This is a genomic window from Mesorhizobium sp. M1403 (assembly GCF_040317695.1).
Taxonomy (GTDB): Bacteria; Pseudomonadota; Alphaproteobacteria; order Rhizobiales; family Rhizobiaceae; genus Mesorhizobium.
The window spans coordinates 89,756-115,325 of the sequence record NZ_JAMYKY010000001.1 but is presented as its reverse complement, the minus strand read 5'-3'; the positions used below and the strand labels follow the sequence as shown (position 1 = coordinate 115,325).

Below are 25,570 nucleotides of genomic sequence, written 5' to 3'. Positions count from 1 at the left end.
AGGTACGAGCCGCGATGCACATCCTCACCACCACATCCGCCTCGCTCGACGATCTCGCCGAGCCTGTCGATCTCAGGCAAACGCCTGCGGATGTCGTGGCGCTGTCCTTCACCGACAGCGACCTCGCCGGGCTGGCGGCGGCGTGGAAGGCAGATGCGGACCGCCTGCCGTCGATGCGGCTCGCCGCCTTGCGCGACCTGCGCCACCCGATGTCCGTCGACCTCTGGATCGACAGCGTCGCCCGCCACGCCAAGGTCGTCCTGGTCCGCATCCTCGGCGGTTACGACTGGTGGCGCTACGGCTGCGACCAGCTTGCCGTTGTCGCGCGAAATCGCGGTATTAAGCTGGCGCTCCTACCGGGCGAGAGCCACGACGAGGATTTGCGGCTGATCGAAGGCTCGACGCTGCCGCGCCAGGAACTTGATGGTCTGCTCGACTATTTCCGCGAAGGTGGCCCGGCGAATATGACGGCGCTGGTGCAGAGGTTGGCAAGTCTCGCCGGATCGGGTGCGGCGGTCGCTGAACCTGTCAGCGTGCCAAAGGCGGGATTTTACGAGCCGGGACGCGGCGTTATAGAAAGAATGGACTTATCAAGCGTCGGCATTCCTTCGCGCCCCCCTCTGTCCTGCCGGACATCTCCCCCACAAGGGGGGAGATCGGCTGTCACTGACCGTCTCGCGACTTCTGCAACATCGAACATTGACGAAGGCGACGATGACCAGGCGATCTCCCCCCTTGTGGGGGAGATGTCCGGCAGGACAGAGGGGGGCGCGACGGAACGCAGCCTAAACCTACCGTCCGCCGAACCCGCCCCCATCATCCCCATCCTGTTCTACCGCTCGATGCTGCTCGCCGCCGATGTCGCGCCCATCGATGCGCTTGTCGAGGCGCTCGGGCAGCGTGGCATAGCGCCGGTCCCCATCTTCGTCTCCAGCCTCAAGGACGCGGCATCGCTCGCCTTTGTCGAAACCGCGTTTGCCGCGCTGAACCCTGCCGCCATCATCACCGCCACAGCTTTCGCCTCGGGCGCCGAACCCGGCGTCGAGACGCTGTTCGACCGCGCCGGAGTGCCGGTGTTCCAGGTCGTCGTCGCGACCACCCGCCGCGACATCTGGCAGAACAACCAGCGCGGCCTGGCGCCCGCCGACCTTGCCATGCATGTCGTCCTGCCCGAGCTCGACGGCCGCATCCTGGCCGGCGCCATTTCCTTCAAGAGCGAAAGCGAGATCGATCCGGCATTGGCCTTCCGCGCCTTCGCCAACCGGCCAGAGCCTGACCGCGTGGCGCAGGTCGCGAACCGTATCGAGGCCTTCGTGCGTCTGCAGCGGACGCCGCGTGCGGAGCGCAAGCTCGCCATCCTGATCCCCGACTATCCGAGCGCGCCCGGCCGCACCGGCTATGCCGTCGGTCTCGACGTGCCGTCCAGCGTGCTGGCGATGCTGCACGACCTGAGCGAACAGGGCTACGCCGTTGAAGGGATTCCGCAAACGCCGCGTCAGTTGCTGGAGGTGCTGGAGCCAGCCGACCAGGGACTGGCTTTGCAGGATTATCTGACCTTCTCGAAGGAATTGCCGCCGGCGGCCATCGCTGCGGTGGAGGCCGCATGGGGGAATACGGATGATGAGACAGGTTCGCGCGAGGCACCCCCCTCTGTGCTGCCGGACATCTCCCCTTCAAGGGGGGAGATTGCGCTGTTGTCTCTGCTTTCGCCAACTACCAAGGGCGTTAAGGGAGAGCCGGCAGCCGAACTGCCAATCTCCCCCCTTGAAGGGGAGATGTCCGGCAGGGCAGAGGGGGGTGTCCAAGCGCCCACCACCGCAAAATTCCCCTTCCGCGCCGCCACCTTCGGCAATATCACCGTAGCCCTCGCCCCTGATCGCGGGCGCTCAGTCAACCGCCGTGCCGATTATCACGACCCGACATTGCCGCCGCGCCATGCACTGATCGCCTTTGGCTTGTGGCTGCGTAAGTCGCTCGGCATCCATGCAATTGTCCATGTCGGCGCCCACGGCACGCTGGAGTGGCTGCCCGGCAAGACCGTGGCGCTCAGCGAAAACTGCTTTCCCGAAATCGTCACCGGCCCCCTGCCCGTCATTTATCCTTTCATCGTCTCCAACCCCGGCGAGGCAGCACAAGCCAAGCGACGCATTGCCGCCGTCACGCTTGGCCATCTGCCGCCGCCGCTGACCGGCGCCGGGCTGGACGAAGAGCAGCATAAACTCGAGCGACTGGTCGACGAATATGCCCAGGCCGACGGGCTCGACCGCCGCCGCCGCGACCGCCTGGCGAAGCTGATCGTCGAGACTGCGGAAAAGACCGGCCTCGCCTCAGAGGCCGGCGTCGCCAGGACCGACGCAGCCGACGAAGCCTTGCGCCGCATCGACGCCTGGCTCTGCGATCTCAAGGATTTCGCCATCAAGGACGGCCTGCATATCTACGGTCGCTCGCCTGAGGGCGAAACCGACCCTTTGCGCGAGCAGAGTGCGGCAGCCGAGAAAGTAGCACTCATCGCGGCCCTCGACGGCCGCCATGTCGCCGCCGGTCCGGCCGGTGCACCGGCGCGTGGCCGGCGCGATGTGCTGCCCACCGGCCGCAATTTGTTTACCGCCGACCCACGCACCATGCCGACGCCGACCGCCTATGATCTGGGCAAGGTGGCAGCGGAAGAAGTCGTCCGCAGCTACATGCAATCGCATGGCGACTGGCCGCGCTCGCTGGTCATCGACCTCTGGGGCTCGGCCTCGCTGCGCACCGGCGGTGAGGAGATCGCGCAAGGCCTGGCGCTGATGGGCTGCCGGCCGCAATGGGATTCCGCCACCGGCCGCATCACCGGCATCGAGGTGCTGCCGCCGGCAACGCTCGGCCGCCCGCGCGTCGACGTCACCTGGCGCATATCCGGCCTGTTCCGCGACATGTTCCCAACCCAGATCGCGCTGATCGATGCCGCCGCCAACGCCGTCGCGACCCGCGACGAGGACGATTCGGAAAACCCGCTGGCGGCGAGAACCCGTGCAGACGGCAAGATCAGCCCGCGCATATTCGGCACCTCGCCCGGCACTTACGGCGCCGGCATCGAGGACTTGCTATCAAGCGGCGACTGGGCCGCGCGCGAAGAGATCGGCCGCGCCTATCTCGCCGCCACCTCGCATGCCTATGGCGGCGCCGAGGGCGAAGGCATTTCGGCGCCCGGCGCTTTTGAGGGCCGCATCGCTGAGGCCGACCTTCTGGTTCATACCGGCGACGATCCCGGCCGCGACATCCTCGAAGGCTCGGCCGACGTCGCCTTTATCGGCGGCTTTTCGGCAGCGCTTGCTGCGCTCGGCAAAAACGCTGACGTGATCGTGCTCGACACCACGGATCCGCAAAAGCCCAAGCCACGCTCGGTTGGTGACGCCGTATCCCGCGTCGTACGGGCACGCGCCGTCAATCCGCGCTTCATTGCCGGCCAGATGCGCCACGGGCCGCGCGGCGCCTCGGAATTCGTCGAGACGGTCGACCGGCTTGTCGGCTTTGCCGAGACCACTCATGCCATATCTGGCGCGCTGATCGAGGCCGTGCACGACGCCTATCTCGGCGACCCCGTTGTCCGCGCCTTCATCCTGCGCGAGAACCCGTCGGCGGCGAAGGTCATGGCCGAACGTTTCATGTCGGCACGACGGCGCGGTCTGTGGCATCCGCTGCGCAATTCGATCGATGACGATCTCGCCGCACTGATTGCCGAAGCCCAGGCGCTTGGGGTGGCGGCATGAACGCTTTCTCCCGACGCGGCGCCTGCCCTGCTTTGTCGGCACCGATGCAAACCGGCGACGGGCTGCTGGTGCGGCTCAATCCGGTCGCTGGAGGACTGTTGCCGAAGTCGTTGATCGGACTCTGCGAATCCGCCCTGCGCCACGGCAACGGCATTATGGAAGTGACCGCCCGCGGCAGCTTGCAGATACGCGGCCTGACGCCCGAAAGCGCCCGGCTGCTGGCGATGGAGGTCGATGCGCTGGGTATTGCCGTTCGCACCGGCGTGCCGGTCGAGACTGGTCCGCTGGCCGGGCTCGACCCGCAGGAAATCGCCGATCCGCGCCCGCTAGCGGAGCGGATTCGGGCGGCAATCGAGGACGCCGGCGTCACGCAGCGTCTTGGCCCGAAGGTCTCGGTGATTGTCGACGGTGGCGGACAGCTGACCTTGGATGCAGTGACGGCCGATGCCAGGCTGGCTGCGGTGCGGACCGATGCGGGGACGCAATGGCAGGTGGCTATCGCCGGCGGCGGTCAGACTGCGACGCTACTCGTCATGGCCGAGGAAGATGCGGCCTGCGACATCGCCGTTGCGATCCTAAGGATGGTTGCCGAAAAGGGGCGCGATGCCCATGCGCGGGATTTGACAGAAAGACAGCTGAGATCTCTGGCAAATTGGCGATCCTTGGCGCCCCCCTCTGTCCTGCCGGACATCTCCCCCACTTGGGGGGAGATTGCGCCCTCATCTCAGCTTTCGCCAATCGATAAGCATGCTAAGAGTGAGCCACCGGCGAAGCTGCCGATCTCCCCCCAAGTGGGGGAGATGTCCGGCAGGACAGAGGGGGGCGCGAAGGATCGCCGGCCCATCGGAGTTTTCGACTTGGCTGCAGCCGGAACCGCCCTCGGCATCGGCCTACCCTTCGGCAGCATGCCGGCGAACCAGATCATCGCTCTCGCGCAGAGCGCGCTGGCCCTTGGCGCCACCGAAATCCGCCTGGCGCCGGGCCGCGCGCTGGTTTTCCTCGACCTCGCGCCAGCGGCCTGCCCGCCGCTCCACCAAGCCGCCGCAACCCTCGGCTTCGTCACCGACGCCGCCGACCCGCGCACCAGGATCGCCGCTTGCCCGGGTGCTCCCGCCTGTGCCTCCGGCCGCATCGCGACGCGCGAAATCGCCGAGACCATCGCCGTGGAAAACCGCGACATCTTCGATTCTTCCTTGACGCTGCACATCTCCGGCTGCGCCAAGGGCTGCGCCCATCCCGGTCCGGCGGCGCTGACATTGGTCGGTAGCGAAAACGGAGCCGGACTTGTCGTGGACGGGACGGCTAAGATGCTTCCTGCCGGATACAGGCCGGGCGATGACGCCTCGCGCGGCATCGGCGGCATTGCAGCGGCAATCCGCAGAAAACGACTCCGAGGCCAGACTGCCGCGGCCTGCCTTGCAAGGCTTGGCACGGCCGGCGTCGTCAAAGCTTACCGACAGGAATGAGCATGCCCGCCCAGAACCCCATCACCTACGACTATATTCATGATGGCACGGCGATCTATGAGCGCTCCTTCGCCATCATCCGCGCCGAGGCCGACCTGTCGCGCTTTTCCGAAGCCGAGGCCGACGTCGCTATCCGCATGATCCATGCATGCGGCCAGGTCGAGGCTGCGCGGCATTTCGTTTTCTCACGCGATTTCGTCGCCGCTGCGCGCACAGCGCTGAGCGCCGGCGCGCCGATCTTCTGCGACGCACAGATGGTCTCGCATGGCGTCACGCGCGCCCGGCTGCCGGCCGGCAACGAAGTGATCTGCACGCTGCGCGATCCGTGGACCGCCGACATCGCGAGAAAAATCGGCAACACCCGCTCGGCCGCGGCGATCGATCTGTGGGGCGAGCGCATGGCCGGTTCGGTCGTCGCCATCGGCAATGCGCCGACCGCCCTGTTTTATCTGCTGGAAAAGCTGCGCGATGGTGCGCCGAAGCCGGCGGCGATCATCGGCATGCCGGTCGGGTTTGTCGGTGCCGCCGAATCGAAGGATGCGCTGGCCGAAAATTCCTATGGCGTGCCTTACGCCATCGTGCGCGGCCGGCTGGGCGGCAGCGCCATGACCGCCGCCGCACTTAACGCACTGGCGAGGCTGGGCCTATGAATGCGATCGCAAGAGGTCGGCTGGTCGGCGTTGGCACCGGTCCTGGCGACCCAGAACTCTTGACGCTGAAGGCAGTGCGCGCGCTGGCTGAGGCCGATGTCGTTGCGCATTTCGCCAAGCGCGGCAACAACAGCAACGCGCGTGCCATCGTCGGAACCCATTTTCGCCCTGATTTGATAGAGTTGCCGCTGCTCTATCCGGTGACCACCGAGATCGCCAAGGATCATGGCGACTACCGCTCGCAGATCACGGATTTCTACGAGCAGTCGGCCGAAAAGGTTGCCGAGCACCTCAGCGCCGGCAGGATGGTTGCGGTGCTCTCGGAAGGCGACCCGCTTTTCTACGGCTCCTACATGCATCTGCATGTCAGGCTGGCGCATCGCTTTCCGACCGAAGTCATTCCCGGCGTCACCGCCATGTCCGGCTGCTGGTCGGCGACCGGCCTACCGATCGTCCAGGGCGACGACGTGCTGACTGTGTTGCCGGGCACGATGAGCGAATTCGAGCTGACGCGCCGCCTCGCCGACACCGATGCCGCCGTAATCATGAAGGTCGGCCGCAACTTGCCCAAGATCAGGCGTGCGCTGGAGGCGACCGACAAGCTGCCGCGGGCCATCTATGTCGAGCGCGGCACCATGCCGGGCGGCGTCTCGATGCGGCTTGCCGACAAAAAGGACGACCAGGCGCCTTATTTCGCCATCGTGCTGGTCGCCGGCTGGTCGGGGCGGCCAAGCGCATTGGGAGCCGAAGCATGAGCGGCCGCCTGACCGTCATCGGCCTGGGGCCTGGCAACGCCGACCAGGTGACGCCGGAAGCGAACCGGGCCGTCGCCGAGGCGAAATTCTTCTACGGCTACAAGCCTTATCTTGACCGGCTTGATCTGCGTCCCGACCAGATTCGCGTCGCTTCCGACAATCGCGAGGAGCTAGCGCGCTCCAGGGACGCGCTGCTGAAGGCTGCGGAAGGCCACAATGTCGCGGTCGTATCGGGCGGCGATCCCGGCGTCTTCGCCATGGCGGCGGCCGTCTGCGAGGCGATCGAGGCGGGGCCGGTCGAGTGGCGCGCGGTCGACATCGCCATCGTGCCTGGCATCACCGCCATGCTCGCCGTCGCCGCCCGCATCGGCGCGCCGCTCGGCCATGATTTCTGCGCCATCTCGCTGTCAGACAATCTGAAGCCGTGGGATTTGATCGAGCTGCGCCTGCTGGCCGCGGCGGGCGCCGGCTTCGTCATCGCGCTCTACAATCCGATCAGCAAGGCGCGCCCCTGGCAACTCGGCCGCGCCTTCGAATGCCTTGCCGCGATCCTGCCGGGCACCACGCCGGTGATCTTCGGTCGCGCCGCCGGCCGTCCCGACGAGCGCATCGAAGTTTTCTTGCTGGCGGAAGCCGATGCGCAAAATGCCGACATGGCCACCTGCATCATCATCGGTTCACCGGAAACCCGGATCATCAAGCGCGGTGAAAAACCAGCGCTGGTCTACACGCCGCGGTCGGCAGCGGGCCCAAGAACATGACCGACCAGAAAATGATCGACCATCGCGGCAAGAGATTCGACAGTCTCAGCCGACGTGACGTCCGGCAACGCCGGCCTGCGGATCATGACCACCTCGATGCCGAGCGCCCGCGCTGCGGCGATCTTGCCGTAGGTCGCTTCGCCGCCGCTGTTTTTGGAAACGACGACATCGATGCGGTGCTCTTGAAGCAGCGAGTGTTCGTCCGGCTCCTGGAACGGCCCGCGCGCCAAGAGATAGGTCGCGTCGGGCACAGTAAGTCTTGGTTCGACCGGATCGACGCTACGGATGAGATAGTGGTGCTGGGGTGCAGCCTCGAAGGCAGTGATCTCCTGCCGTCCGAGCGCCAGGAACACGCGGCGCTGCGCCGATCCCAGCGCCGTCACCGAGCTGGTAACACCGTCGACCAGCGTCCACTGGTCACCTTCGGCAGGCTCCCAGCCTGGGCGCTTGAGCGCAACGATCGGCACGCCGGATCGGCGCGCTGCTTCCGCCGCATTGGCGGAGATCTGCGCCGCATAGGGATGCGTGGCGTCGATCAGCAGGTCGACGTCCGTCTCGTGGAGATACAACGCCAGCCCGTCGACGCCACCAAAGCCGCCAACCCGCACCGGCACGCCTTGCGCGGCCGGGTTTTCAGTGCGGCCGGCCAGCGACAGCGTAATCGCGAGATCGGAGCGCACCGAGAGTATTCCGGCCACCTGCCGGGCTTCGGTGGTTCCGCCGAGGATCAGAATGCGGTGGGTCATCATGCCTGCTGAAGGTCCGCGCGCCGCCGTGCTCACTCCAAAATGGCTCACGATCATCGGCATCGGCGAGGACGGTGTAGCGGGTCTCGGCGACGAGGCCAAGCAGTTGATCGCGGGTGCCGAATTCGTTTTCGGCGGCAAGCGCCACCTGGCCCTCGTCGCATCGCTCGCCAAAGGTGAAGCGCGCGCCTGGCCGACGCCTTTCGATGCCGAAATGCGCGACGTGCTGGCGCTCTCCGGCAGACGCGTCTGCGTGCTGGCCTCCGGCGATCCCTTCTACCACGGTGTCGGCGTCACCCTCGCCCGCAAGGTCGCGGCGGAGGATATGCGGGTGATCCCCGCGCCCTCGGCCTTCTCGCTGGCCGCCTCACGCTTGGGCTGGGCGCTACAGGACGTCGAGACCATTTCGCTGCATGGCCGCCCGCTCGACCTGATCCGGCCGTTGCTGCATCCTTGCACCCGCATTCTGGCGCTGACCTCGGATAGCGATGCACCGGAAGCGATTGCCCGTCTCATGACCGAACTCGGCTTCGGCGCCTCGCGGTTGACGGTTCTGGAGGCGCTGGGTGGGCAGAACGAAAGGCTGCGCTCGGCGAACGCCGGCGCTTTCGACCTCGAAAAGATCAACCCACTCAACGTGCTCGCAATCGAAGTTGATTCGACCCCGCAAGCACGCGTCCTGCCGCTGACATCGGGCCTTGCCGATCATTTGTTCGAGCACGACGGCCAGATCACCAAGCGCGAAGTGCGCGCCGTCACCCTGTCCGCTCTCGCGCCAAGGCGCGGCGAACTGCTGTGGGACATTGGCGCCGGCTCCGGCTCCATCGGCGTCGAATGGATGCTCGCGCATCCCTCCATGCGCGCCATCGCCGTCGAAGCCGATCCGGCCCGCGCCGCGCGCATCCGACACAACGCCGCGGCCTGCGGCGTTCCCGGTCTCGCCGTCGTTGAAGGTTCGGCACCGCAAGCTCTTGCCGGACTGGAAACGCCGGCGGCGATCTTCATCGGCGGCGGCGGCAGCGATGCCGGCGTGCTGGAAAGAGCCATCGATGCCTTACCCGCCGGCGGCCGCCTCGTCGCCAACGCGGTGACGCTGGAGATGGAGGCACTGCTGCTTTCCCGTCACGCTGCGCTCGGCGGCGAGCTCACCCGCATCGCCATATCCCGTGCTTCGCCGGTCGGTTCGATGCAGGCTTGGCGGCCGGCTATGCCGGTCACCCAATGGAGCTGGGTGAAGCCATGATGGTCGCGGGCATCGGCAGCCGCAAAGGCGTCAGCGCACGCGACGTGCTTGCTGCGGTAGAAACCGCGCTGGAGGCGCACGGGCTTGCCCTGCCCGCGCTTTCGGCGCTCGCGACCGCGTCTCTCAAGCAGGATGAAGCGGCAATCTTCGCCGCCGGACGCGAACTCCGCCTTCCGGTAATCGTTGTCGAGCAGGACGAACTCAAAGCTGCATCTACAACCAGCCACTCCAACCTATCACAGGAGCACGCCGGCACGCCGTCGGTTTCCGAAGCCTCCGCGCTTGCCGCCGCCGGCAAAGGCGCAAAACTGCTCGGACCACGCACCGTGCTCGGTGCTGTCACCTGCGCCATCGCCATCAGCGGAGATGCGGTATGACCGTCCATTTCATCGGCGCCGGCCCGGGTGCCGCCGATCTGATCACCTTGCGCGGGAGCCGTCTGCTCGGCAGTTGTCCCGTCTGCCTCTATGCCGGATCGATCGTCGCGCCGGAGCTGTTGCAGCACTGCGCGCCCGGAACGATGTTGATCGACACCGCGCCGATGTCACTCGACGAGATCGAGGCCGAATATCTGGCAGCCCACGCGGCCGGCCATGATGTCACCCGCCTCCATTCAGGCGACCTTTCCGTGTGGAGCGCCGTTGCCGAGCAGATCCGCCGGCTGGGAAAGCACGGCATCCCTTACACGCTGACGCCGGGCGTGCCGTCTTTTGCCGCCGCGGCCGCCGCGCTGCGCCGCGAGCTGACCATTCCGGAAGTCGCGCAAAGCCTGGTGCTGACCCGCATCTCCGGCCGCGCCTCGAAAATGCCGCCCGGAGAAACACTGGCCGGCTTCGGCCGCACCGGCGCCACGCTCGCCATCCACCTCGCCATCCACGCTGTCGACCGCGTCGTCGCCGAGCTGACGCCCTACTACGGCGCCGACTGCCCAGTCGCGGTCGTCTTCCGCGCCTCCTGGCCGGACGAGCGGGTGTTGACCGGCACGCTGGCGACCATTGAGGCGCAGCTAGGCGCGGATCCTATGGAACGCACGGCGATCATCTTCGTCGGCCGCTCGCTGGCGGCGGAAGATTTTAGTGAAAGTTCACTTTACGACGCCCACTACCAGCGGCGTTTTCGCGGACGAGACGGATCGTGAGCGGCAGCAATAGAAACACTACTGTCGAGCAGGCGCTCACCCGGCTGAACTTCAAGCCGCGCCAGCTGGAGCCCGGACATGTCTGGCTGGCCGGCGCCGGCCCTGGCGATCCCGGCTGCCTGACGCTGGAAGTGCTGGCCGCCCTCGGACAGTGCGACGCGCTGGTTTATGACGCGCTGGTCTCGCCCGAAGTCGTCGCCGTCGCCGAGGGCGCGGAACTGTTCTATGCCGGCAAGCGCGGTGGCAAACCATCGATGAAGCAGGACGACATCACCGCTCTGCTGGTCCGGCTGGCGCGCGAGGGCCGGCGCGTCGTCAGGCTGAAGGGCGGCGATCCCTATATTTTCGGGCGTGGCGGCGAAGAGGCGCTGGCGCTGGCCGGGGAAACCATCCCGTTCCACATCCTGCCTGGCCTGACGTCCGGCCTCAGCGCGCTGGCCGCCACCGGCATTCCCGGCACCATGCGCGGCATCAACAAGGCGCTGATCCTGGCGACCGGTCACGCCGCCGGCACCGATGACGATCTCGACTGGGCGGCCATCGCCCGTACCGGCCAGCCGGTGGTCATCTATATGGGCATGGCCAATCTGCCGCTGATCGCCGCCTCGCTGCTTGAGGGCGGGCTGGCGCCTTCGACGCCCGCCGCAGTAATTGTCGCTGCGACCACACCGCAGGAACGGATCGTCGTCGCCACGCTCGCCACCATTGCGGAAGAGGCAGCGGCCGCCGGTCTGACCTCGCCGGCGCTGATCGTCGTTGGCGGCATCGTCGCGATGCGCGCGGCATTGGCGGGTGAGTCATGACCCGCGCCATCATCATCGGCGCGCCGCGCTCGGGCTCGGGCAAGACCAGCGTCACCATCGGCATTCTGCGCGCGCTCGCCCGGCGCGGCCTGAAGGTGCGCGGCGCCAAATCCGGCCCGGACTATATCGATCCCGGCTTCCACGCCGCAGCCACCGGCCTGTCCGGCGTCAATCTCGACAGTTGGGCAATGCCGCCTGCCCTGCTCAACGCGCTGGCTGGTGAAGCGAACGAGGATGCCGAATTTATCTTTCTCGAAAGCGCCATGGGCCTGTTCGACGGGATTCCGGCTGCTCCAGGACGGTCCGGCTCGGCTGCCGACCTTGCCCGGCTCTACGGCCTGCCGGTGCTGCTGGTGCTCGACGTTTCCGGCCAGTCGACCACGGCAGCGGCCGTCGCCAAGGGTTTTGCCACCTACGATCCGGATGTGCGCATGGCGGGGGTCGTGCTCAACCGGCTCGGCAGCGAGCGCCACCGCCGGCTATGCGGCGATGCCATCGAGGCACTCGGGCTGCCTGTCGTCGGCGCTATCTTGCGCGATCCCTCGCTCAACCTGCCCGAGCGCCATCTCGGCCTCGTCCAGGCCGGCGAATATGAGAATCTGATGGCGCACCTCGACCGGCTGGCCGACATGGTCGAGCGCTCGCTCGACCTCGACGCCATCATGGCGCTGGCGGCGCCATTCACGCCCGCGCCGGGCAATTTCGGCGACGCGCTGCCGCCCCCCGGCCAGCGCATTGCACTCGCCGAGGACGCCGCCTTCACCTTCCTCTATCCGCACGTTGCCGCGCATTGGCGCAAGGCCGGCGCCGAGATCGTCCCGTTCTCGCCGCTCGCCGATGAAGCGCCTGGCGACAATTGCGATGTCTGTTGGCTGCCCGGCGGCTATCCCGAGCTTCATGCCGGCCGCCTCGCGGCCGCGGCGAATTTCAGGTCCTGCATGGCGCGTTTCGCCGCCACGCGGTCGGTGCATGGCGAGTGCGGTGGCTTCATGGTGCTCGGCGAGACGCTCGAGGACGCATCGGGCGAGACGCATCGGATGCTCGGCCTGCTAGGCCATTCGACCAGCTTCGCCAAGCGCAAGATGAACCTCGGCTACCGCGAGGCGCGGCTGCGGTCTGGGTGTCCGCTCGGCAGCCACGGCACGCTGATCCGCGGCCACGAATTCCACTACGCGCAGATGGTTGCGACCGGCAATGACGAACCGTTGGCCGACCTTGCCGACGGACAAGGCAATCCGCTTGGTGCGTCGGGCTACCAGCGCGGCAATATCAGCGGCACCTTCTTCCACGCCATTGCGAGGGGCGAGAGCATGATCCCGAAAAGTGGTAGCCGGTTTTCGGAATAGATCATGCTCAAACTCCAGATCCCCTCGCAACGGCAGCTGCTCGACGACATCGCGCTTTGCCTCGTCTTCTTTACCCGGCTGCCGCTGCCGAGAGCCGACTTCCGTGGCCGCAGCCTTGCCGCTGCGATCTGGGCTGCACCCGTTGCCGGTCTCGCCGTCGCTCTGGCCGGTGCCCTGGTCTACGCCGTCGGCACGAGGCTAGGCCTAGCCGAGAGCCCTGCTGCAGCGTTGACCCTTGCCGCGATCCTGCTCGCCACCGGCTGCCTGCATGAAGACGGGCTTTCGGATGTCGCCGACGGCTTTGGCGGCGGCAAGACGCGCGACAGGAAACTGGAGATCATGCGCGACAGCCGCATCGGTGCCTACGGCGCCTGCGCACTCAGCATCTCGCTGCTGATCCGCTGGAGCGTGCTCTCTGGATTCGCCGGCCCGGCCCCTGTCTTCTGGGCTCTCATTGCCGCGCATGCCGCCTCGCGCGGCCTGCTCGGCGCCTTCATGCACCTTTTGCCGCCGGCTCGCAGCGACGGCCTCTCGGCCGAAGCAGGCTTGGTTACGACTGAGACCGCTGGCATCGGTGCCGTACTCGGTGCGGTCGCGCTGCTGGCGCTTGGGTTCGGCGCTGCTATCTTCGCGCTCATCCTGCTTGCGCTTTTGTTTGCCGCCTTCCGCGCGCTGTGCATCAGCCAGATCGGCGGCCAGACCGGCGACACTGTCGGTGCCCTCCAGCAGCTCGGCGAGATCGCAATCCTGATCGTCGCTTCCGTTTCCCTTTCCTGACTCTGTTTCGGAGATTATGTCCCCATGCCTTTCAAATCGCTCGATGAACTGCGCGCCGCCTGCCTTGACCTGCCCAACGGCAGCGACACCGCGGCCAATGCCGTCGCCCGCCGTCAGGACACGCTGACCAAGCCGCAAGGCAGCCTCGGCCGACTGGAGACGATAGCCGCCTGGCTGGCGCGCTGGCAGGGCCGCGACATGCCAAAGCTCGACCGCGTCAAGGTCTTCGTCTTCGCCGGCAACCACGGCGTCACCGCGCAAGGCGTGTCGGCCTTCCCGTCGGAAGTCACCGTGCAGATGGTGGCGAATTTCGCCGGCGGCGGCGCCGCCATCAACCAGCTTGCCCGCATCGCCGGCGCCGATCTCGATGTTATCCCGCTCGACCTCGACCGTCCGACCGGCGATTTCACGCAAGACGCGGCGATGGACGACGAGGCCTTCCTCGCCGCCGTCTCGGCAGGCTACGACGCGATCAGCAGGGAACTCGACCTTGTCTGCTTCGGCGAAATGGGTATCGGCAACACCACGCCGGCGGCTGCCATCTCGACCGCTCTGTTCGGTGGCGGCGCGGAAAGATGGACTGGGCGCGGCACCGGCATCGACGATGCCGGCCTCGTGCGCAAGATCGTCGCCATCGAGGCCGGCCTCAAGCGCCACGCCCCGGCGCTAGCCGACCCCCTGAAGATAGCGGCAGCCCTCGGCGGGCGCGAGCTTGCGGCGATCTTGGGCGCAACACTGGCGGCGCGCCATCTCGGCGTGCCGGTGCTGCTCGACGGCTTCGTCTGCACCGCCGCCGCGGCACCATTGGCGAGATTGCATCCTGCCGGCCTCGCGCACACACTGGCAGCCCATGTCTCGGCCGAATCCGGCCATCGCCGCTTGTTGGAGGCGCTCGGGCTGCCGCCCCTGCTCGATCTCGGCATGCGTCTCGGCGAAGGCTCCGGCGCCTGCCTCGCCATCAACATCGTCCGCTCGGCATTGGAATGCCATGCCCGCATGGCAAGCTTTGCGGAGGCTGGTGTTTCGGAGAAGTAAAACCCGTCAACTTCAATGTAATTGAGCAAAAAGAATAACGTCATCTTGATCGCCCCATGAGACGGAGACATCTCATATGGAGCTCAGCTGATGTATTTGAAAACCGCAATCACGGCCGTTCTGCTCTGCTGCGCGGCCGCGCCTGCAACTTCCCAGGAGCTTGATGCCACGGGCCGCCTCCGACGTGCGGGCGAAGACGGATTCGTCAGGATCCAGTCGGGCCTGGCGATAAGCGTTCCGGTCAAGGACGGCGACGACATGGCCATGCAGCAGGAAGCAGCGCTGCGCTCCTTCTACAAGCTTGTAGCCGGCAGTTGCGCGATGGTGATCGAAACCATTGCCGACACTTGCGAAATTACCAACGTCACCACAAACGTTAACTCGAAGGATAGCGGCGTGAATGGCCCCCAAATAGGAGTGACTGGCCAGATCGCCATGAAGGTCAAGTTCAAGGCCAGCGTCGGCAAGCCCGCGCAGTAAGCCAGAGGAAGTACGATGTTGGGTGTGAGGCGCGGAATTCGCGCCCAGGTTCTCACCCTGTTCCAGGGTCTTGCCACCAAATCTTTGGTGGGTGCGCACAGGATTGAACTGTGGACCCGCTGATTAAGAGTCAGCTGCTCTACCAACTGAGCTACGCACCCACTCGGCCGGAAAAACCGGCGTTGGCGGGCATATAGCCGCCGACATCCGCCATGTCCAGCCCTGCCGATTCATTTACCGACAAATTGCCCAAGTGCCGCACATGGTCAGATGAAAAGCCTGCCTTCCGCCACCTTGACCGCATGGCCGCCGATGCGGGCGGCCGTCAGTTTGCCACCTTCGACATTCAGTTCGAGGCGAATGCGCGAAGGCCGGCCCATCTCCAGCCCCTGCTCGATCCACAGTTGTGAAACGCCGTCGGTCGGGCCGTCGAAATGCATGATCGCGCCGGCGAACGCGGCCGCCGCCGAGCCGGTCGCCGGGTCTTCGTAGGACGGATTGCCGGGCACCATCATGCGGACATGGAAGGCACTGCCGTGGTGCACCGTCTCGCGGCAATAGACATAGGGGCTGGCGAAGGCCCATTCGCTTTTGCGTGGTGCCAGTTCCGACCACGCCTGGTTGTCCAGCCTGATCCGGGCAGCCGCCTCCAGATTAGCGACGGGGATGGTCACGTAGGGCACGCCCGCCGACCAGAATGAAACGCGGTGGTTCTCGAAGCCGATCTCGTGCGGCCCAAGGCCAAGGGCCGCGCCGATGGCCTCGGGATCGGCCGACAATTCCAGCTGCGCCGGAAGTTTTGCCAGGTCGAACTCGGCGAAGGTCGAACCATCGTGCTTGCTGACAGCGCAGCGCACCGGGCCGATATTCTCCTCGAGCACGAAGATGCCGGCGGCCTCTCCCGCCATTTCGGCGAGCGCTATCGCCGAGCCGACAGTTGGGTGGCCGGCGAACGGCATTTCATAGTCAGGCGTGAAGATTCGGATGCGGGCCCGGTGCTTCGGGTTGTCGGGCGGCAGCACGAAGACGGTTTCGGACAGGTTGAACTCGCGCGCCACCGCCTGCATCGCCGCAACGTCCAGCCCGTCGCAGTCGAGTACCACGGCCAGCGGATTGCCGGCCAGCCGGGTGGTGGTGAATACGTCGTAAAGCAAGTAATTCCGCTTCTGCATTTCAGTAAGTCCTCTGCCTCATTCCCAACATGAGCGAAATTTAATTTGAATTTTGAACCATTAGGCCTGATTTGTGCACTGATGGGACATCACTGAACATAGGGGTCCGGCGTGGACCAGATTGTCAATCTGCCAAAGACGGATTCCACTTCCGCCATCGAGACGGCGCTCGGGCTTGACCACCAGGGCCTGAAGACAAAACGCCGTCGCGGTTGGCTTTACGCAGTGTTCGCACTGCTTGCCGTCGCCGCGGCTTTTGCCGGCTATGAGTGGTACGCGGGCTCGCCCGCCAAGATCGAGTATACCACGACACTGGCTGCCATGGCCGATCTTACCGTCGCGGTTTCGGCTACTGGCACGCTGCAGCCCCTCACCCAGGTCGATATTTCCAGCGAACTCTCCGGCGTCGTCCGCTCGGTCTCGGTCAACGAGAACCAGCTGGTGAAGAAGGGCGATGTGCTGGCCGCGCTCGACACTGCCAAGCTGGAGGTCCAGATCGAGCGCGCCCAGGCCTCCGCCAAGGCGGCGGCGGCGAGCGTCGAGGACGCCACCGTGACCCTGGCCGAAAACGAAAAGGGCCTGGTGCGCGCGGCGCAATTGACCAAGCGCGGCATGGCGACGGACCAGTCGCTTGAAGCGGCAACCGCCACGCGCGACCGCTCGAAGGCGGCGCTCGATATCGCCAGAGCCAACCTCGCCATGGCCAATGCCGATCTCAAGGCGCAGCAGACGGATCTTGCCAAGAGCACCATCTACGCTCCCATCGACGGCATCATATTGACGCGCTCGGTCGATCCCGGCCAGACGGTCGCCTCGTCGCTGCAGGCTCCGGTGCTGTTCGTCATCGCAGCGGATCTGAAGAACATGGAGCTGAAGGCCGCAGTCGACGAGGCTGATATCGGCGCCGTCAAACCCGGCCAGCATGCGCGCTTCACCGTCGATGCCTTCCCTGAACGGCCATTCGACGCCGAAATCCGCGACATTTCCTATGCCTCGGTCACTACCGACGGCGTCGTCACTTACGATGCAAGGCTGGATGTCGACAACAGCGAGCTTCTGTTGCGGCCCGGCATGACCGCCACCGTCTCGGTCGTCACCAAGCAGGCCAAAAACGTGCTAACCGTGCCGTCCATCGCCTTCCGCTACCGGCCGGCGCAGACGGCGGAGCGCGGTTGGAGCCTCACCGACCTGTTCACTGGCCGCATGGGACGCCCCGGAGGCAACCGCCAGCGCCAGGCGGCGACGAAGCCCACCGACGGCTCGCGCACGCTCTACGTGCTGGAGAATGGGCGGCCGCATCCGGTCAACGTCAAGGTCGGCTCGACAGATGGCGAACTGACCGAGATCGTTTCCGGCCTCGAGGAAGGCGCGCAAGTCATTACCGCCTCGCAGCAGAGGAGCTGATCGTGGCATCCGGCGCGACCCTCATCGGCTTCGACAAGGTCTGCAAAAGCTATGGCCAGGGCGAAGCCCGGGTGCATGCGCTGGCCGGCGTCGACCTCGCCATCAGGCGCGGCGAATTCGTCGCCATCATGGGCCCGTCCGGCTCGGGCAAATCGACGGCCATGAACATCATTGGCTGCCTCGACACGCCGACGGCCGGGACCTACAGCTTCGAAGGCATCGACGCCGGCCGTCTCGACCGCAACCGCCGTGCTCAGCTGCGCAATCTTTATGTCGGCTTCGTTTTCCAGGGCTATAATCTGTTGCCGCGCACCACGGCGGCCGAGAATGTCGAACTGCCGCTGATCTATCGCGGCGTCGGTGCCCGCGAGCGCCGCGGCCTGGCCATGCAGGCACTTGCCGAGGTCGGCCTTATCGGCCGCGAGCATCATACGCCGGCCGAGCTGTCCGGCGGCCAGCAGCAGCGCGTGGCGATCGCGCGCGCCATCGTCACCAGGCCGACGCTGCTCGTCGCCGACGAACCGACCGGCAATCTCGACACCGCCCGCACGCACGAGATCATGGAGCTCCTGACGCAGTTGAATACCGAGCTCGGTCTGACCATCGCGATGGTCACGCACGAAGCCGATGTTGCCGGCTATGCGCAGCGCACGATCCGTTTCCTCGATGGCCATGTCGCCTCGGACACAGCCAATCTCGAGATGGCCTAGCCATGATCTGGGAAACCGTTCGCCTCTCGCTCCGCTCCATCCGCCGCAACGTGCTGCGCTCGTTCCTGACACTGCTCGGCATCGTCATCGGCGTCGCCGCCGTTATCGCCATGCTGACCATCGGCTCGGGCACCACCGAGAAGGTCAAGTCCGACATTTCCAAGCTCGGCAGCAACCTGCTCGTCATTCGTTCCGGCCGGCCGGCCGGACCCGGCGGCCCGGGAGGGCTCGACCAGGTGGTCCGGCCTCTTGCCGACAAGGACTTCGCCGCGCTTGTCGCGCACCTGGACGGCGCGCGCGCCATCTCGCCGGCGTCGCAAAAGCAGGTGCGCGTCATTTTCGGCACCGAAAGCCTGACCTCGGGCGTCACCGGCACCGACAGCGCCTATCTCGATGCCCGCGACTGGAAGCTGGTCTCGGGCCGCCCCTTCAGCGATTCGGAAACCCGCTCCGGCACCGGCGTCTGCCTCGTCGGCGAGACGGTGCGCCAGCAGTTCTTCGGCGCCGGCGATCCCGAAGGCGAGATCATCCGCGTCAACCGCACCTCCTGCAAGATCATCGGCCTGCTCGAACCGAAGGGCTATACCGGCTTCGGCCAGGACCAGGACAATGTCGTGCTGATGCCGCTTGCCGCCTATCAGCGTCGCATTGCCGGTAATCGCGACATCGACTCGATCTATGTCGCCGCCGACGACCGTACGCTGACCACGGTGCTGCAGCAGCGCGTCGAGGACATCTTGCACGACACACGCCGCATCACGCCCGACCGTGACGATGATTTCTCGATCCGCGACATGACCCAGATCGCCGATGCCATGGCCAGCGCGACCACCACCATGACTGGCATGCTCGGCGCCGTCGCCGGCGTCAGCCTGCTCGTCGGCGGCATCGGCATCATGAACATCATGCTGGTGTCGGTAACCGAGCGCACGCGCGAGATCGGCATCAGGCTCGCCATCGGCGCCCACGAAAAGCATATCCTCATCCAGTTCCTGGTCGAGGCAACCGTGCTGTCGCTGCTTGGCGGCATCATCGGCATCCTGATCGGCCTGGCGCTTGCCGGCCTTGCCTCGCTGACGCTGACGATCCCGTTTGCGCCAAGCCCGGCGGTCATCCTGCTTGCGGTCGGCTTCTCCGCGCTGATCGGAATGGTGTTCGGCTTCTTCCCGGCGCTGCGCGGCGCGCGGCTTAACCCGATCGACGCGCTGAGACATGAGTAGGCGTTGCAGCAAGTGTCGCCTCCAGACGCTGCCGATTTTTTATGCAACCTGCCCTTGTCGCAGCACATTCTGCAATGATAACAATGCTGTTGGGGACTAAGGGGGAACAATGGATGAGCAAGAAAGCGCGACTGGCTCTGGCGATTGTGATCGTCGAAGCCGCCTTGGCAGGGCTTTGGTGGAATTTGATCCTTTATGGGATGGAGAATCCCGATCGCGTCACCGCTGACTTCCAGCAGGTAATTGGGCAGACGATGGGAACGGCGATGGGGGCGCTCCTGGGTCTCGGCGTGCTGTTGTATTTTGTCGCCGCCCGCAACGACCGCAAGGCTATTGAAGGCAGGCTACGACGTTAGAGTCGGAAGCCTTGCTCGCTCGCAAAGTGCCATTCGATCAGCGGTCTCATATGCGGCATCAGCCCGTCCGGCAGATCGGCGGCATTGCGGATGATGACGGGGCCTTCGATTTCAGGCTCTGACTCGGCGGCGACGAAAGCGCTGATCCGCTGTGCCAGGTCGTCGGCGGAGGCCGTCTCGCGGTAGCGGCGAAAGATCACCGTGCCGCTTGCCGTCGACAGGGCGTAATGGTGCCTGCCGCGTGCCGCGCCTGATAGGTCGAGGCCGGTCTCTTCCCGCACCTCGCGGATCATGTTGAAGTCGACGTCGACAAGGCCGTCGTGGAAATCGGTTGGCTCGAACGAACCGGCGGCGAAGTAGACGCGCCCGGCATTGACCGTATGCGGCGCCATGCGGATCGCCACCAACGCGTTGTCGCCGGCGACCAGCATGGCGTGCGCGTAGGCATGTTCGGCGCCAGGCACCTGCCTATTGCTGCGCCAAAGCATGAAGGTCGAATAACGCACCGCATGGCAGCGGCCGACGAGGCGATTGTCGCGATAGCTGAGAGCGGAAAGCAGCACCACGGTGCCGTCAAAAAGCGCCGGCTTGGCTGCGGTCTCACGCCGCCAGTTTGCGGCGATCGCCTCGGCATTATCGCGCTCGAACGGATGTGGGCCGGGATCGAGCCTGACGTCGATGGCATCGACCGGCAGGATGACGTTGCGCGGCAGGTCGAAACTCACGCGTGTCTCACGCCATGTCGAGGGCAATTGCTACCGGGCAATGGTCGGATGCCTTAGGCCGGTCCCACCCGGCGCGTGGAAAGCGCTCGACCTCCTGGCCCGCCGGAAATATGGTCCGCCAGGGCTGGCCGTTGCGGATGATATCGGGAACGGCGGTGGCGTTCTGCCTGGCTAGCGCCCTCGACAAAAGGATGTAGTCGAGCTGGCAGAGATGCCGCTCTTCCGGTCCGCGCGTGTGATAGAAAGTCCAGCGATCCATTTCCGGCCGCCGCTCGACCGCGTTTTCGCAAAAACCGCCGGCAGTGAGCACGTCGATGCAGGACCGGGTCTCGTCGATGACCTCGAAGCGATAGCCGTCGACGGCATCGCCGGTAATCTTCACGCGCTGCCGGTAGTCGTTCATGTCGCCGCAGATTGCCCAGCGTTTGTCGGCGGCATGGTCCTTGCCGAAGCGCTCCTCAATGATCCGCCGCACCGCTCGCGCCTCGGCGATGCGCAGCGGCATTGTTGCTTCACGGCCGTCGAGGCCGTTGCGGGGAGAGCCCATCGACTTGAAATGCACGAGATAGAGTGTCAACGGCGCGCCAGCCACCGTCAGATCGATTTCCAGGCAGTCGCGCCGGAAGATGCGTTCATTGGCCTGATGTCCAAGCGCTGCCAATTCCGCCGTGTGCAGCCCGAATTGGTCGAACGTGACATAGGCGTAGCTGGTCATACGCACGAATTCGATCGGCTGGCCCTGCGCGGTCTCGTTGCGCATCATCACGGCGACGTCAATGCCGCGCGAATCATTGCCGGCGGTGGTGTATTTCTGCCGGTAGCCTTGCCCCACCATCTTGAACAGATAGCCATATTCGAAGGCCCTCAGCGCCTCGATATTGTCGACCTCCTGCATGCAGATGATGTCGGCGCGGGTGGCCGCGATCGCCAGTGCCGTCAACTGCCGCGTGTCGTCAGACTGCGCGATCGCCCGCGCCTGCTCGAGCATCTTGTATTCGGCCTCGCTCTGGATGTCGAAAAGCGCCAGCGTGCGATCTTCGTTGAGCTGATTGCGGTATCCGGAATAATCAAACCTGTTCATCAGGTTTTCGACGTTGAATGTGGCAAGGCGCAGCGACATGGCTTTGACCTTTGCCCGCAAGCGCGCTCGAAAACAAGGGCGTAGAACCCAGGCGGCCCCGATTGACCGCGCGCTCGTCATGGTTGATGGAACCTTTTTTGTTCATCCTCCGTTCAGATGGAAAGTTCCATGAATGGGCTCTTCCCTGGGTATTCTGGGCGTGGGGCCCGAATCTTAGGAGAGTGCGATGAAACCGCTCTTTTTATCTTCCGTCAGATCCGGGCTGATGGCCCTCGGTCTGATAGCCGGCCTCTCGGCCCCCTCGCTTGCCGGGCCGATGCCCAAACCCCTGCTGCCGGTGGCGGGCAATGCCGCCGACATCGTGCAAATTCGTGAAGATTGGGCAGGCGGCAACGACAGGCAGATCTGGCGTTGGCGCCATCGCGGCTTTCGGCAATGGCACGGCGACAATGATTGGAGATGGCGGTCCAACAATTTCCGCGGCCGTCATTTTTCGAGACACTGGGACAATGGCGGCTGGGACGACAGCTGGCGTAGGCGCCATCATCGCCGCCATTACCGTGGCGGCTACTATGATGATGGTGGTGCGGGCGCCGCGATTCTTGGCTTGGGCCTGGGGCTCGGCCTTGGCAGCCTGTACAACAACTACAACTACTACGACGCGCCGCCACCGCGGCGCTATTACCGGACACAGCGGCTGTCCAGCGCGCATGTCCAATGGTGTTACAATCGCTACCGGTCGTACCGCGCCTGGGACAACACGTTCCAGCCCTACAACGGCCCGCGCCAGCAATGCTATTCGCCCTATAGCTGAGCAGGCCGACAACAAGCATCATTCGGCGCCGTGCTTCGCGGCGCCTTTTTCTTTCAGCCAGGAATCGCGAAAATCGTCCAGCCTCCACCAGCGATAACGCTATTTTTATCAGCCAGGTCTAATAATCCTCCCGATCAGAACGCCCGAGACGCGAAAGATCGCTGGATTGCGTACGATGGCCGAGGACGAACAGAGGGACAAACGCCGGCAGCGCGTCTTGAAGGGCGCGGCGATCCTGACCGGCATGACCAACTCCGAGGTCACATGCACGCTGCGCAACATGCATGCCGGCGGTGCCGAATTGAAGGTCTCGATCGACGCGCGCGTGCCCGATGAGTTCCTGCTCTACGTTCCAACCGACGGCATTGCCTACAAGGCGGAGGTCCGCTGGCGCCGCGAGGACCGAATTGGGGTGATGTTCACCGGCACCGAACCAAAGCCCAGCTGGCACTACGGTTGAGGTTCCCGGCCCTATCCGGGTGGCAGGACTTGCAGTGTCTGCTCGTCAAACAGCGGCTCCTCCTGGCCAACGCGAATGAACAGAAGCTTTCGCAGCTCGGGTGATTGTACCTCGAAATACTGAATGCCGTCCGGGGCTTCGCCCCATTCGCCGCATGGCGGTTCGCCGACCTCGTCAGGGTCTGCAACGGCTTTCAATTCACTGAGATAAACGGCATCGGGACTGAAGACATACCGCAGGGTGCCCGTGGGCGTGACCCCTTCGGTGTAAGGCATGAGCACGCAACGTGTGCTGACAGCCTTCTCGGTCTTCTGCGAGTATATTCGCTGCAACGCGGCGCCAGCGGCCTCGCCCGGCAGCATATCGAAGACTTCGACGACGGGATCGGCCGGCCCGCCATCGCTGTATTTGATGGCAAGAGCATTGCCGCCAAGCTCGAAATGGATCTGGCGGAATCCGAAATCGCAGCGCTGTACCCAGGCAGCCAGCCCGACATCTCTGTCCGCCAGCCGTTCCCAGGTGCATTTGTCGACAGGCGGACGCGACGGCTTGCTTTGGTCGGCACGCGCCCCGATGGCCATGGCCAGAAGGACCGGCAGGGCGCAGATGCAGGCCGGCAGGGTCTTGCTATTCATCGCTGCAACCCGTCAAGGTAAAGGCATCCCAGGCTGAACCATCGGGGTTGGCTTTGGCGAAATCGGGCCATTCGGTAAAAATCGCGCCAAAGTCAGGCAGCAGCAACCCTGTTGGTGCCGGCGAGGCTTCGAGGGAGCTCAACTGCTCGGCACCGCCTGCGTTGAACGCATAGACCTGCCCATCCCACACTCTGCACAGCCCGGTGCCGTCCTCGAGACCCGCCTCACGATCGTCGTCGTTGCAGGTGTGCCGAATCGTCCCCACAGGAAACGAGTACTTGCCATTGGTCCAGGTGATGTCCGATGGCAGACGAATGGGGGTATTGGGCACGATCAGCGAAAAGACCTCTGTCGTCAGCGCGGCCGGTTCGCGGTCGATGGGCCGGAACTGTATCGTCGCTCCCGAACGCGGCTCGCGATAGGTCGCGTGGCTGAGCGAACATTCTGTCGCGTTCGCTGCTTGCAACAGGCTCAGCATGCTCAGAAAAATAGCTGCTGCTTCGCGGATGATCATTTGAGTCCCTGGAGCAGCAGCATTGTGAAGTTTAAGCATCGATGCTTTAGCATGACCCGAGGCCCGGTCGAAAGAAAGAAATCGATGATGCGAAATCTCTTGATGCTCATTTCGATCTTAACATTTTCGTGCGGCAGCGCCTTTGCCACGGAACCCTATGTGGGCACATGGTCCGGGGACAGATCGAACTGTACCGCCGTCGCGGATGTTCAACGCCAGACTGTTTACACATTGTACCCTGAGGCACTGTCGGTTCCTGCTTTCGGCTGCGAACACGCAACGTTTCGCAAGATATCCACGGGCTGGGTGGCGCGGGCCAGCCAATGCTACGGTTCTGATCCCACGATCGAAGAGCCGTTCTCGCGTCTCGTCCATATCGTTGGCAATGGCACGACGGTGAGATTGACCTGGCCTGGCTTCGACAGCGGAGTTCTTGTCAGATGCTGACGACAGGTGCCTTCTTCCGCTGGATATGCAGCATCTAGAACAGCAGCTTCAGATTACGCCTACCAGAAGCGCGGCTCCACCAAGGAAGCCAGCGGCGCAGATCCACAGTAGCCAAAGCCCACGCACCCTGCATTCGAGAACGGCTGCAGCCGGATTGGCGGGATCGTAGTAGACCTCGACCTTGTCGCCCTCGAGGTAGCGCTGTGATTGACCGCTGACGAGGCTCGGCAGCGACGCCGTCACGTTTGCGCCGAAAGCGATGCGATCGGCGGCGTAGCGCTGGCCGGCAACGCTATAGCTGTAGACGATGCGGGATTTGAAAACTGTGTGCCAAGGCCGATAGCCGCCTCCGGACCTGTCGCGGGTCTCGAATTTCTGCAGGCCCGAGGCGTCGATGCGTCCTGCCGTGATGGGCCATTTGGCCGCCTGTTCCGCAAGTGACTTCTGGGCAAAGCCCATGCGCAGGACAAACAATCCCATGAAAAGCAGCAGGGCCGCGGCGCCGAGGTTCTGCGGCTTGGGCAAAAACGGCCGGATCGCTTCCAGGACGCCGCCAACGGAGAAGACCAATACCAGCGCGCCGACCACCAACCCGGCCGAAAGCTGGACCATGAATTTGAAGGAACCGTCGGGCATGGTGCGTTCGATCACGGCCTTGGCTGGATCGGCCGGATTGTAGAAGACGGTTACGCCGGCCCCGTTTGGAAATTTCGCAAGGGTTTCCGCCACCGCAAAGTTTCCAAGGTTCTCCTGCACGCTGTAGTGCGAACTGCGAAACTTCTTGCTGTTCACCTTGTATTCGAAGGTGATCGCCGGGAAGTTGCGCATCTCGGTCGACCCTCTGCTGTCCGAACCGGATCCCGAACTGGTCACCTCGCGAGCCTCGACCCGCGACGAGATGATCTTTCCCTGCGTCGGAGACCAGCGGCTGACCGCCCTCACCTCCCACCACTTCAGCAAGGTGACGAGGGACAGCATGCCGGCAACCGCGCAGGCAAACCCGACCAACAGAAATTTGAGTTCCAACGCTCACCCCCTTGGCCATTTTGTGCCATGCCCTGCACACGCATACCACGACAGCGG

At 64.8% G+C, this 25,570-nt stretch carries 26 protein-coding genes and 1 tRNA gene; 19 read left to right on the top strand and 8 right to left on the bottom strand.

Annotated features, from left to right (window positions below):
• Positions 1-14 precede the first annotated feature (14 nt).
• Genes NKH01_RS00610 through NKH01_RS00590 form a run of 5 tightly spaced genes read left to right on the top strand, consistent with a single transcriptional unit; the run spans position 15 to position 7,381 of the window.
• On the top strand, positions 15-3,749 hold the full coding sequence (locus NKH01_RS00610) for a cobaltochelatase subunit CobN (protein ID WP_353018479.1): 3,735 nt from the start codon (positions 15-17) through the stop codon (positions 3,747-3,749).
• Positions 3,746-5,215 (top strand): precorrin-3B synthase, encoded by a 1,470-nt coding sequence (gene cobG / locus NKH01_RS00605; RefSeq protein ID WP_353018477.1) that lies wholly within the window; start codon positions 3,746-3,748, stop codon positions 5,213-5,215. Before NKH01_RS00610 ends, cobG begins: the two co-directional genes overlap by 4 nt.
• Entirely contained in the window at positions 5,212-5,865 is a 654-nt protein-coding gene (locus tag NKH01_RS00600) for a precorrin-8X methylmutase (protein ID WP_353018476.1), read from the top strand. Before cobG ends, NKH01_RS00600 begins: the two co-directional genes overlap by 4 nt.
• Positions 5,862-6,620, top strand: coding sequence for a precorrin-2 C(20)-methyltransferase (locus tag NKH01_RS00595; RefSeq protein ID WP_353018475.1), 759 nt, complete (start codon positions 5,862-5,864; stop codon positions 6,618-6,620). Before NKH01_RS00600 ends, NKH01_RS00595 begins: the two co-directional genes overlap by 4 nt.
• Positions 6,617-7,381, top strand: a complete 765-nt coding sequence (locus NKH01_RS00590) for a precorrin-3B C(17)-methyltransferase (protein WP_023720758.1) — start codon at positions 6,617-6,619, stop codon at positions 7,379-7,381. The genes NKH01_RS00595 and NKH01_RS00590 overlap by 4 nt, the downstream gene beginning before the upstream one ends.
• Here the strand turns inward: NKH01_RS00590 and NKH01_RS00585 are convergent.
• Positions 7,345-8,127, bottom strand: coding sequence for a cobalt-precorrin-6A reductase (locus NKH01_RS00585; RefSeq protein ID WP_023720759.1), 783 nt, complete (start codon positions 8,125-8,127; stop codon positions 7,345-7,347). The genes NKH01_RS00590 and NKH01_RS00585 overlap by 37 nt on opposite strands.
• A gap of 1 nt (position 8,128) precedes the next feature.
• On the opposite strand from NKH01_RS00585, the gene cbiE reads away from it, so the two are divergent.
• From cbiE to NKH01_RS00545, 8 genes are all read left to right on the top strand, one after another.
• Positions 8,129-9,370, top strand: coding sequence for a precorrin-6y C5,15-methyltransferase (decarboxylating) subunit CbiE (gene cbiE / locus NKH01_RS00580; protein WP_352483035.1), 1,242 nt, complete (start codon positions 8,129-8,131; stop codon positions 9,368-9,370).
• The gene (locus NKH01_RS00575) at positions 9,367-9,747 is read left to right on the top strand and encodes a cobalamin biosynthesis protein (RefSeq protein WP_023720761.1); all 381 of its coding nucleotides are present in this window, start codon (positions 9,367-9,369) and stop codon (positions 9,745-9,747) included. The genes cbiE and NKH01_RS00575 overlap by 4 nt, the downstream gene beginning before the upstream one ends.
• Positions 9,744-10,508: a precorrin-4 C(11)-methyltransferase gene (gene cobM / locus NKH01_RS00570; RefSeq protein WP_353018473.1), complete on the top strand. Its 765-nt coding sequence runs from the start codon at positions 9,744-9,746 to the stop codon at positions 10,506-10,508. The genes NKH01_RS00575 and cobM overlap by 4 nt, the downstream gene beginning before the upstream one ends.
• A complete protein-coding gene (gene cobA / locus NKH01_RS00565) occupies positions 10,505-11,311 on the top strand; it encodes a uroporphyrinogen-III C-methyltransferase (protein WP_352496380.1) in 807 nt (268 codons plus the stop codon). Before cobM ends, cobA begins: the two co-directional genes overlap by 4 nt.
• Complete coding sequence (locus tag NKH01_RS00560; RefSeq protein WP_353018471.1) at positions 11,308-12,657, top strand: cobyrinic acid a,c-diamide synthase CobB; 1,350 nt, start codon at positions 11,308-11,310, stop codon at positions 12,655-12,657. The genes cobA and NKH01_RS00560 overlap by 4 nt, the downstream gene beginning before the upstream one ends.
• A gap of 3 nt (positions 12,658-12,660) precedes the next feature.
• Positions 12,661-13,434 carry an adenosylcobinamide-GDP ribazoletransferase gene (gene cobS / locus NKH01_RS00555; protein ID WP_352483032.1) on the top strand — a complete coding sequence of 258 codons (774 nt, stop codon included), beginning with the start codon at positions 12,661-12,663 and terminating at the stop codon, positions 13,432-13,434.
• A gap of 24 nt (positions 13,435-13,458) precedes the next feature.
• On the top strand, positions 13,459-14,469 hold the full coding sequence (gene cobT / locus NKH01_RS00550; protein WP_353018469.1) for a nicotinate-nucleotide--dimethylbenzimidazole phosphoribosyltransferase: 1,011 nt from the start codon (positions 13,459-13,461) through the stop codon (positions 14,467-14,469).
• Between the two features lie 96 nt (positions 14,470-14,565).
• Positions 14,566-14,949, top strand: a complete 384-nt coding sequence (locus NKH01_RS00545) for a hypothetical protein (protein ID WP_353018467.1) — start codon at positions 14,566-14,568, stop codon at positions 14,947-14,949.
• Positions 14,950-15,034: 85 nt separating this feature from the next.
• Here the strand turns inward: NKH01_RS00545 and NKH01_RS00540 are convergent.
• Positions 15,035-15,110 (bottom strand) — tRNA-Lys (locus tag NKH01_RS00540).
• Between the two features lie 105 nt (positions 15,111-15,215).
• Positions 15,216-16,121: a PhzF family phenazine biosynthesis protein gene (locus tag NKH01_RS00535; RefSeq protein WP_353018466.1), complete on the bottom strand. Its 906-nt coding sequence runs from the start codon at positions 16,119-16,121 to the stop codon at positions 15,216-15,218.
• A gap of 111 nt (positions 16,122-16,232) precedes the next feature.
• Between NKH01_RS00535 and NKH01_RS00530 the strand changes: the two genes are divergently transcribed.
• The 4 genes from NKH01_RS00530 to NKH01_RS00515 all read left to right on the top strand — a co-directional run bounded on the left by NKH01_RS00530 (position 16,233) and on the right by NKH01_RS00515 (position 19,811).
• Positions 16,233-17,525 (top strand): efflux RND transporter periplasmic adaptor subunit, encoded by a 1,293-nt coding sequence (locus tag NKH01_RS00530; protein ID WP_352639666.1) that lies wholly within the window; start codon positions 16,233-16,235, stop codon positions 17,523-17,525.
• 2 nt (positions 17,526-17,527) lie between these two features.
• Positions 17,528-18,235, top strand: a complete 708-nt coding sequence (locus tag NKH01_RS00525; RefSeq protein WP_353003337.1) for an ABC transporter ATP-binding protein — start codon at positions 17,528-17,530, stop codon at positions 18,233-18,235.
• A 2-nt stretch (positions 18,236-18,237) separates the two neighbouring features.
• Positions 18,238-19,455, top strand: coding sequence for an ABC transporter permease (locus NKH01_RS00520; protein ID WP_353018464.1), 1,218 nt, complete (start codon positions 18,238-18,240; stop codon positions 19,453-19,455).
• Between the two features lie 113 nt (positions 19,456-19,568).
• On the top strand, positions 19,569-19,811 hold the full coding sequence (locus NKH01_RS00515; RefSeq protein ID WP_023720771.1) for a hypothetical protein: 243 nt from the start codon (positions 19,569-19,571) through the stop codon (positions 19,809-19,811).
• Here the strand turns inward: NKH01_RS00515 and NKH01_RS00510 are convergent.
• Together NKH01_RS00510 and NKH01_RS00505 are read right to left on the bottom strand one after the other, a co-directional pair.
• Entirely contained in the window at positions 19,808-20,536 is a 729-nt protein-coding gene (locus NKH01_RS00510) for a hypothetical protein (protein WP_023720772.1), read from the bottom strand. The two genes, NKH01_RS00515 and NKH01_RS00510, sit on opposite strands and share 4 nt — an antisense overlap.
• A 7-nt stretch (positions 20,537-20,543) precedes the next feature.
• On the bottom strand, positions 20,544-21,656 hold the full coding sequence (locus NKH01_RS00505; protein ID WP_353018461.1) for an endonuclease/exonuclease/phosphatase family protein: 1,113 nt from the start codon (positions 21,654-21,656) through the stop codon (positions 20,544-20,546).
• A 187-nt stretch (positions 21,657-21,843) separates the two neighbouring features.
• Here NKH01_RS00505 and NKH01_RS00500 point away from each other — a divergent pair, with 187 nt between their 5' ends.
• Positions 21,844-22,431: a BA14K family protein gene (locus NKH01_RS00500; RefSeq protein WP_352483023.1), complete on the top strand. Its 588-nt coding sequence runs from the start codon at positions 21,844-21,846 to the stop codon at positions 22,429-22,431.
• Between the two features lie 175 nt (positions 22,432-22,606).
• On the top strand, positions 22,607-22,891 hold the full coding sequence (locus NKH01_RS00495; RefSeq protein WP_352483022.1) for a PilZ domain-containing protein: 285 nt from the start codon (positions 22,607-22,609) through the stop codon (positions 22,889-22,891).
• Positions 22,892-22,902: 11 nt separating this feature from the next.
• Here the strand turns inward: NKH01_RS00495 and NKH01_RS00490 are convergent, their stop codons facing one another.
• From NKH01_RS00490 to NKH01_RS00480, 3 genes are all read right to left on the bottom strand, one after another.
• A complete protein-coding gene (locus NKH01_RS00490) occupies positions 22,903-23,526 on the bottom strand; it encodes a hypothetical protein (protein WP_353018459.1) in 624 nt (207 codons plus the stop codon).
• A complete protein-coding gene (locus NKH01_RS00485; protein ID WP_353018458.1) occupies positions 23,519-24,040 on the bottom strand; it encodes a hypothetical protein in 522 nt (173 codons plus the stop codon). Before NKH01_RS00485 ends, NKH01_RS00490 begins: the two co-directional genes overlap by 8 nt.
• A 495-nt stretch (positions 24,041-24,535) precedes the next feature.
• Positions 24,536-25,513, bottom strand: coding sequence for a DUF3592 domain-containing protein (locus tag NKH01_RS00480; RefSeq protein WP_353018456.1), 978 nt, complete (start codon positions 25,511-25,513; stop codon positions 24,536-24,538).
• Positions 25,514-25,570 lie beyond the last annotated feature (57 nt).